Source organism: Kitasatospora arboriphila (assembly GCF_039528095.1).
Lineage (GTDB): Bacteria > Actinomycetota > Actinomycetes > Streptomycetales > Streptomycetaceae > Kitasatospora > Kitasatospora arboriphila.
The window spans coordinates 19855-27813 of sequence record NZ_BAAALD010000098.1 but is presented as its reverse complement, the minus strand read 5'-3'; the positions used below and the strand labels follow the sequence as shown (position 1 = coordinate 27813).

The following is a 7959-nucleotide window of genomic DNA, read 5'->3' as shown; positions in this document are numbered from 1 at the left end:
ACCGGGCAGCGCCCCCACCCGGGCCCCCGCCGTCACGCCCTCCCCCGCGCACCCGTCCAACCATGCGGCCGGCGGCCCGCCGCCCGCCGGACAGCGGACCGGCGGCACCGGGACGGGCCGCGGCCTGCCGGGGCCGCGGCCTGCCGGGGCCGCGGCCTGCCGGGCCCGGTACTCGGCTGCGCCCTGCCGGTAGCGGCGGTGTTCCTCGGCCGGGTCGGGGGCGGTGTGCGCGGCGGGCGGGGTGGCGCCGAAGAAGCGGGCGAGTGCGTCGTTGGCGTCGGCGGCGAGCGGCGCGGCGCGGTCCTTCATCGCGGTTTCGTAGCGGCGGACGGCCGCGTCCAAGGTCGGCTCCCCGGCGATCGCGCGGGCGAGTTCGGCGCCTTCGAGCAGGGCGAGGTTGACGCCGTACCCGCCGAAGGGCGCCATGACGTGGGCGGCGTCGCCGAGCAGGGTGACGCCGCTGCGGTGCTCCCAGGTGTGCGGGGCCGGCAGGACGTGGATGGGCCGGTGCCGGTAGCCGCCGTCGGCGTCGGTGAGGAAGGGCCGCAGCTGCGCGTCCCAGTCGGCGAACTCGGCGAGCAGGTGGCGGCGGACGGCATCGGCCTCGGCCGGGTCGGAGGGGTCGGCGATGCCCGCCGCCGTGTACCAGTCGGCCGGGGTGCGCATGGCGAGGTAGGCCCGGATGTGGCCGCCGCTGTTGCGCTGGGCGATGACCGCCCGGCCCTCGCCGTCCCGGACGAACAGGTGGCCGTCGCCGACCAGGCGGGCGATCCCGGGGTGGCGGGTGTCCGCGTCCGCGTACACGACGTCGAGGAAGGAGACGCCGCTGTAGTCGGGGGTGGCGGTCGAGACCAGCGGCCGGACCCGGGACCAGGTGCCGTCGGCGCCGATCACCAGGCCGGCCTCGGCGGTGCCGCCGCCGGCGAAGTGCAGCCGGTGGGTGCCGTCGGCGAGCGGTTCGACGGCGGTGAGGCGGTGTCCCCAGCGGATCGACGCGGGGTCGACGTGCGCGGCGATCATCCGGCGGAGCTGGCCGCGGTCGATCTCGGGGGCGGCCTCGTCGTCGGTGTCGGGCACGAAGCGGTCGAGGACGGTGCCGTGGTGGTCCATGCGGGTCTTGGCCTGGCCCTCGGGCCGGGCGAGGGCGCGGAAGGCGTCGGCGAGGCCGGCGTCCTCCAGGGCGATCTGGCCGGAGTCGGCGTGCAGGTCGAGGGTGCCGCCGAGGTCACGGGCGTCGACGGAGGCGTCGGCCTCGTACACGGTGACGGGCACGCCGTGCTGCTGGAGCACGCGGGCGCAGAGCAGTCCGCCCGGGCCTGCTCCGACGACGGCGACGGCGGGGACTGCGGGTACGGCGTTCATGGGCGCCTCCTGGGGGCACGACGGCGGGGCCGGTCGTACTGAACGACCGGTCATTAAGTTCCACGCTACTTAACGTCCGTTCAGTAAGCAAGGTAAGGTGGGAGCCGCCCGGAGTCAGCCGGGGAACCGAGGGACGGAGCACCAGGACATGAGCAGCCCCGCCGCGAGAGGCCGCCGCCCGGCGGCGGAGACCCGCGCCGAGATCCTCGGGGTCGCGCTGGACCTGTTCACGGAGAAGGGCTACGAGGCCACCTCGGTACGGGACATCTCCGAGGCCCTCGGCGTGACGAAGTCCGCGCTCTACTACCACTTCCGCAACAAGGAGGAGATCGTCGCCAGTCTGGTGGCCGAGCGGCGCGAGGAGGTGCGGGAGCTCGCCGCCTGGATCTCCGCGCAGCCGCGGACGCCCGGTCTGGTGCGGGAGGCCGCGCTGCGCTGGATCGCCGGCACCACGCCCGAGCGGCTGGCGATGATGCGCCTGGCGCAGGCCAACCAGCCGGTGATGCGCCGCCTGTCGGAGGACGCGGCCGACGTCCCGGGCGCCTTCGAGGAGGTCGTCGGGCTGCTGGTCGGCGAGCACGCCGACGAGCAGCAGCGGCTCGCCGTCCGGATGGCCTTCGACACGGTACGGGCGGCGCTGCTCGCCGCCCAGGGCACCGCGGCCACCGACCGGGACGTCCTCGAGGCCGCCCGGCGTGCCACCGTCGCCCTCACCCGGGCCGAGGAGGGCGACACCGCCGACCGGTGACCGGCGGCGACGGCGAGCGTCGGATCAGTCCCGGTCGAACCAGGACAGTGCGGCGATCCGCCAGCCGTCCGGCGTGCGGACGAACTGGATGACCTTGGTGCCGCCGCCCTCGAACGGCTCGCCGTCCAGGACACCGGACTTGCGGTACTCGCCGACCCGGGTCGCCAGGTCGTCGACGATCTCGGTGCGCTCGGACGTCTCCCACTCGGAGAACTCCACCAGCCTGCCGTCCGCCAGCAGCCGCTCCCGGGGCTCGACGAACCCGTCGACGGTGTAGGCGGCGAAGTCCGGGCCGGTCTTGACGATCACACCGTTCGGCAGCACCAGTCGGCGGATCCGCGCCACGTCCGCGGGCTTCCCGCCCCGGTTGTCGAACGCACCGAAGAACTCCGTCGTGATCGCGTCTATCTCGGCCTTGGACATGCCCGGACCCTAACAGCCGCCGGCCCCGCGGGACCGACGGCGGCAAGAACCCGGCCGACCGCCGGAACGACCGCGGCGGCGCCGGCGGCTGCGGCGGTCAGCCCCTCGCCCAGGCGGCGAGGACGGGCACGCAGCGCTCGGCGAAGTACTCGTAGTCCTCGGGCGTGTTGTAGACGTGCGTGGAGAGCCGGACGTACCCGGTGCCGCCGAAGCTGGTGAAGGCCGCCTCGACGCCGAGCTCGGCCGCGACCCGGTCGCGCAGCGCGTCGGCGGCGAGCCGGTCGGGTGCCAGACCGTCGGGGAGACGGACCAGCCGCAGGGCGCTGACCGGCATCCCGACGTCCACCGCCGCGCTCTCGCCCGTCAGCTCCGCGAAGGCCTCGCCGACGGTGTGCTCGGCGTAGTCGGCCAGTTCGCCCAGGTAGTCGCGGGCGGCCTTCCAGCTCCAGGTGCGCTCGACGAAGTCGAGGGCGGCGGGCGCCGCGAGGTAGCCGGTGGCGTCCACCGTGCCCTGGGTGTCGAACCGCTCGGGGAAGGGCTCGCGGGCCGCCCAGGAGTCGATCAGCGGGAAGAGCCGGTGCCGCAGGTCGGAGCCGGCCACCAGCGCGGCGGCGCCGCGCGGCGCGCAGCCGAACTTGTGGAGGTTGCCCACCCACACGTCGAACTGCAGCCCGTCCAGCGGGTCCTCCGCGAGTCCGGGCACGTGCGCGCCGTCGACCAGCAGCGGGACGCCGCGCTCGCGGGCGGCGGCGCCGACGGCCCCGACGGGCATCCACCGGGCGGTCGCCGAGGTGATGTGGTCCAGCACGATCAGGCCCGTCCGGTCGGTGACCTCGGCGAGCACGGCCTCGGCCGCCTCCTCGGGTCCGGCGTCCAGCGGCACCCGGGCCGTCCGGACGGTGCCTCCCCAGCGGCGGGCCAGCCGCTCGGCGCCCATGGTGACCGCGCCGTAGCCGTGGTCGGTGACGACCACCTCGCCGCCGGGCCGGTGCGCCAGGCTGCCGTAGACGACGCTGGCCCCGGCGCTGGCGTTGGGCACCAGGGCGAGGTCGCCGGCCGGCACCCGGAGGAACTCCGCGACGGCGGTCCGCGCGGCGGCCACCCGGCCCGCCAGTCCGGGGAACCACACCACCGGCGCCCGGTCCATCTCCTCGCGCAGCCGCTGCTGCTCGCGCTGCGCGGCCAGCGGCACCGCCCCGAACGAGCCGTGGTTGAGGTGCCTCATCGCCGGGTCGAGGGTCCACGCCTCGGCGGCGGGGCGTCCGTCCGGCAGGAGCAGGGGGCTCGGTGCGGGGATCACGTCGTCGTTCCGTTCGGAGGTCCACGGCCGGGGGCGGTGCGCCGCGCGGCTCGCCGGTCATCCTCACACGGCACGGGTGCGCCGCCGCGCACCCGGCCCGGGGGCGGCGAGGTTCCTCCCGGAGTCGGTACCGTTCGGCGCTGCGGCCACGTACCATCGGGCTCACGTCCCGTCAGCCGGTCCCGCAGGAGGTGTGCAGTGCCCTTCGTCGCGCTGCTCCTCGGCGTGCTCCGGCTGTTCGCCGGTGAGCTGCCGCTCAGCCCCTCCGCGCTGACCGCGGTCGCCGCGACCGCGGCCGCCGTGCTGCTGGCCGGCGCCGTCGCGGGCGCCCTCGCGGCCGCCCGCCTGCTCGGTGCGCGGGCCCCGGCCGCCGTCCGCGACGGTGCGCTGCGCCGCCGGGCCCTCGGTACGGCCTTCCTCCCCCAGCGTGATCCGGATGCCCGCGGCCGACGCCGCCCCAGGGCACCGGGCGCGGCCCCGGCGGCCGCGTAGTCCCCTTCCGCACGGCCGCCTTCCGCCGACATCTCGTTCCGTCTGAGACCCGGAGGGCCCGCCCCGCATGTCCGTTTTCGCCGTACTCGATCCTGCCGTCCGCCTCGCCCACGACGCCGTCTCGGCGCTCGCCGCGGTGGTGCCGACGGCGCTCGCCGTCGTGCTGTTCACCGCCCTCGTCCGGCTGGCGCTGCACCCGCTCGCCCGGTCCGCCGCCCGCGGCGAGAAGGCCCGGATGCGGCTCGCGCCGAAGGTCGCCGAGCTGAACCGGCGGCACAAGGGCAAGCCGGAGAAGCTGCAGGCCGCACTGACCGAGCTGTACCGGGAGGAGAAGTCCTCGCCGTTCGCCGGTTTCCTGCCGATGCTGGTGCAGATCCCGTTCTTCTCGGTGATGTACCGGCTGTTCACCACCCCGAACGACCTGCTCGGTCACACCCTCGCCGGAGTGCCGCTCGGCCTGCACCTCGGCGAGGCCCGCACCGCCGGCCAGTACGCCGTCCTCGGCGCGCTGTACGCGGCGATCGGCGCGGTCTGCTGGGTCGGCTTCCGCCGGGCCCGGCGGGCCTGGGCGGCCTCCCCCGGGCCCGGCGGCGCCTCGGCCGCCGCGGCCGCATCGCCCACCGCGGCCGGGGCGCCCGCCGTGCCGGGCGCGCGCCTGCTGCCGTACCTGTCGTTCGGCACGGTGCTGTTCGCCGCGTTCGTGCCGCTCGCGGCCGGCCTGTACCTGCTGACCACCACCGCGTGGACCGCCGCCGAGCGGGCCTGGCTGCACCGGGGCAGCCCGGTGCCCGCCACCGCGGCCGCGCTCGCGGCCTGACACCGGCGCGGGACCGGGACCGCCGGCGCGCGAAGTCCCGGTCCGGCGCCGCGCCAACTGCCACGCTTCGTGGTCGCCCTCGGCACGGTGTTTGAATGGAGCCATGGTCGATCGCGCCGACCGTTCCCGGGGCACCTCCAAGCAGTCACGCAGAGCGAGGAGCCCGCGGAGCCTTGCCGGGCAGGTGTTCGCCGTACAGGTCGCGGTGGTGGTCCTGCTGGTGCTGGGCGCGATCCTGGCGCTGGTCCTGGAGTCCAGGAGCGCCAGCGACAGGGAGGCCCGCAACCGGTCGGTGGCCGTGGCGGAGGCGTTCGCGCACTCCCCCGGGCTGGTGGACACCCTGAAGTCGTCCTCGCCCACGACGACGCTGCAGCCGCTCACCGAGGCGGCCCGCAAGGACGCCGGGGTCGACTTCATCGTGGTCATGGACACCCACGGCATCCGGTACACCCACCCGCTGCCGGACCGGATCGGCAAACGCTTCGTCGGCACCATCGAACCCTCGCTGGCCGGCCAGATCTACACCGAGAGCGTGCACGGCCCGCTCGGCCACGAGGTGCAGGCCGTGGTGCCGGTCAAGAACGCGGACGGACAGGTGGTCGGCCTGGTCTCGGCCGGGCTGAAGGTCAAGAACGTCACCTCGGCGGGCAACAAGCAGCTGCCGATCATCCTGGGCACCGGCGCCGCCGCGCTGGCGCTGGCCACCACCGGCACCGCCCTGGCCGCCCGCCGGCTGAAGCGCCAGACCCGCGGGCTCGGCCCGGAAGAGATGACGCGGATGTACGAGCACCACGACGCGGTGCTGCACGCGGTGCGCGAGGGCGTGGTCATCGTCGGCCAGGACGGCCGGCTGGTGTTGGCGAACGACGAGGCGAAGACGCTGCTCGGCCTGCCCGCCGACGCGGAGGGCCGGCACGTCGGCGACCTGGAGAGCCTCGACCCGGAGACCTCCGAGCTGCTGCTGTCCGGCCGGGAGGCCGCCGACGAGGTGCACCTGGCCGGCGGGCGGCTGCTCGTGGTGAACCAGCGGCCGACCGACCGCCACAGCGGCGCCATGGGCTCGGTCGCGACGATCCGCGACTCCACCGAGCTGGCGGCGGTGACCGGCAAGGCCGAGGCGACCGGCAAGCGGCTGGCCCTGCTCTACGAGGCGGGCACCGGCATCGGGTCCACCCTCGACGTCGAGCACACCGCCGAGGAGCTGGCCCGGGTGGCCGTCCCGGCCCTCGCGGACTTCGTCACCGTCGACCTCGCCGATCCGGTGCTCCAGGGCAACGAGCCGGCCGGCGGCGGCATGGAGCTGCGCCGGGTAGCCGTCAGCGGCATCGAGGACGACCACCCCTTCTACCCGCGCGGCAAGCTGATCACCTTCGTCCCGTCGACGCCGATGGCCCAGGGCTTCGACAGCGGCCTGTCCCAGGTGGTGCCGGACCTGTCGACGGCGGACGGCTGGCAGGCGCAGGACCCGGAGTGGACCCGCCGGATCATCGACCACGGGGTGCACTCACTGATCACCACGCCGCTGACGGCGCGCGGCATCGTCCTCGGCGTCGCCAACTTCTGGCGGTCGAAGAAGCCGGAGCCCTTCGACGACGAGGACCTCTCCCTGGCCGAGGAGCTGGTCGCCCGGGCCGCGGTCAGCATCGACAACGCGCGCCGGTACACCCGGGAGCACGCGATGGCGGTGACCCTGCAGCGCAGCCTGCTGCCGCGGGCGCTGCCCGAGCAGAGCGCGCTGGAGGTCGCGCACCGCTACCTGCCGGCGCAGTCCGGGGTCAGCGGCGACTGGTTCGACGTGATCCCGCTGCCCGGCAGCCGGGTCGCGGTCGTGGTGGGCGACGTGGTCGGCCACGGCCTGCACGCGGCGGCGACCATGGGCCGGCTGCGCACCGCCGTCCACAACTTCGCCGCCCTGGACATCCCGCCGGACGAGCTGCTCGGCCACCTCGACGAGCTCGTCGACCGGATCGACCAGGAGGAGAGCGACGGCGCGACCGGGACGGGCGTCTCGGGGGCCACCTGCCTCTACGCGATCTACGACCCGGTCTCGCAGCTCTGCACCGTCAGCCGGGCCGGCCACCCGGCGCCCGCACTCGTCCGGCCGGACGGCAGCGTCGACTTCCCCGACCTCCCGGTCGGGCCGCCGCTGGGCACGGGGGGTGCGCCCTTCGAGACGGCGGAGCTGCACCTCGCCGAGGGCACCCAGATCGTCCTGTACACCGACGGGCTGATCGAGGACCGCGCGCGCGACTTCGACGTCGGCATGGAGCTGCTGCGCGACGCGCTCGCCGACCACCGGCAGGAACCAGAGGAGAACTGCCGGGCGGTGATCGAGGCGCTGCTGCCGGCCAGGCCGCAGGACGACGTGGCCCTGCTGATCGCCCGCACCCGGGTGATCGACCCGGCGAACATCGTCGAGCGGGAGATCCCGTTCGAGCCGGAGGCCGTCGCCGAGCTGCGTACCTGGGCCACCGCCGCACTGGAGAAGTGGGACCTGGGCGACCTCGTGTTCGCCACCGAGCTGATCCTCAGCGAGCTCGCCACCAATGCGATCCGCTACGGCACCGAACCGGCCCGGGTGCGGCTGCTGCGCGACCGTACCCTGATCTGCGAGGTGTCGGACGGCAGCAGCACCGCCCCGCACCTGCGGTACGCGGCCACCACGGACGAGGGCGGCCGGGGGCTGTTCCTGGTGGCCCAGCTGACCACGCACTGGGGCACCCGCTACTTCCCCCGCGGCAAGATCATCTGGGCCGAGCAGGCGCTCCCCACCTCGATCGACGTCCCGCCCGGCACCGACCGGGCCCCGTAGGCCCG

General features: G+C 75.3%; 7 protein-coding genes. 4 read left to right on the top strand and 3 right to left on the bottom strand.

What is annotated here, in order from left to right; translation table 11 throughout:
- A partial coding sequence (locus tag ABD353_RS32910) for an FAD-dependent oxidoreductase (protein WP_344627353.1) occupies positions 1-1362 on the bottom strand: 1362 nt, incomplete at its 3' end.
- A 148-nt stretch (positions 1363-1510) separates the two neighbouring features.
- On the opposite strand from ABD353_RS32910, the gene ABD353_RS32905 reads away from it, so the two are divergent.
- Entirely contained in the window at positions 1511-2110 is a 600-nt protein-coding gene (locus ABD353_RS32905) for a TetR/AcrR family transcriptional regulator (RefSeq protein ID WP_344627352.1), read from the top strand.
- 24 nt (positions 2111-2134) lie between these two features.
- On the opposite strand, the gene ABD353_RS32900 is transcribed toward ABD353_RS32905, so the two are convergent.
- Both ABD353_RS32900 and ABD353_RS32895 read right to left on the bottom strand, forming a co-directional pair.
- Entirely contained in the window at positions 2135-2533 is a 399-nt protein-coding gene (locus ABD353_RS32900; RefSeq protein WP_344627351.1) for a nuclear transport factor 2 family protein, read from the bottom strand.
- A 97-nt stretch (positions 2534-2630) separates the two neighbouring features.
- Entirely contained in the window at positions 2631-3833 is a 1203-nt protein-coding gene (locus ABD353_RS32895; RefSeq protein WP_344627350.1) for an aminotransferase class V-fold PLP-dependent enzyme, read from the bottom strand.
- Between the two features lie 198 nt (positions 3834-4031).
- On the opposite strand from ABD353_RS32895, the gene ABD353_RS32890 reads away from it, so the two are divergent.
- The 3 genes from ABD353_RS32890 (at position 4032) to ABD353_RS32880 (ending at position 7954) form a co-directional block, all read left to right on the top strand.
- Entirely contained in the window at positions 4032-4325 is a 294-nt protein-coding gene (locus ABD353_RS32890; protein WP_344627349.1) for a DUF6412 domain-containing protein, read from the top strand.
- Between the two features lie 67 nt (positions 4326-4392).
- On the top strand, positions 4393-5142 hold the full coding sequence (locus ABD353_RS32885; RefSeq protein ID WP_344627348.1) for a YidC/Oxa1 family membrane protein insertase: 750 nt from the start codon (positions 4393-4395) through the stop codon (positions 5140-5142).
- A gap of 103 nt (positions 5143-5245) precedes the next feature.
- A complete protein-coding gene (locus ABD353_RS32880; protein WP_344627347.1) occupies positions 5246-7954 on the top strand; it encodes a SpoIIE family protein phosphatase in 2709 nt (902 codons plus the stop codon).
- Positions 7955-7959 lie beyond the last annotated feature (5 nt).

Bases quoted from the DNA above. Each gene is read 5' to 3' on its own strand.
- ABD353_RS32905 (WP_344627352.1), top strand. From the start codon at position 1,511: ATGAGCAGCCCCGCCGCGAGAGGCCGCCGCCCGGCGGCGGAGACCCGC.
- ABD353_RS32900 (WP_344627351.1), bottom strand. From the start codon at position 2,533: ATGTCCAAGGCCGAGATAGACGCGATCACGACGGAGTTCTTCGGTGCG.
- ABD353_RS32885 (WP_344627348.1), top strand. From the start codon at position 4,393: ATGTCCGTTTTCGCCGTACTCGATCCTGCCGTCCGCCTCGCCCACGAC.
- ABD353_RS32880 (WP_344627347.1), top strand. From the start codon at position 5,246: ATGGTCGATCGCGCCGACCGTTCCCGGGGCACCTCCAAGCAGTCACGC.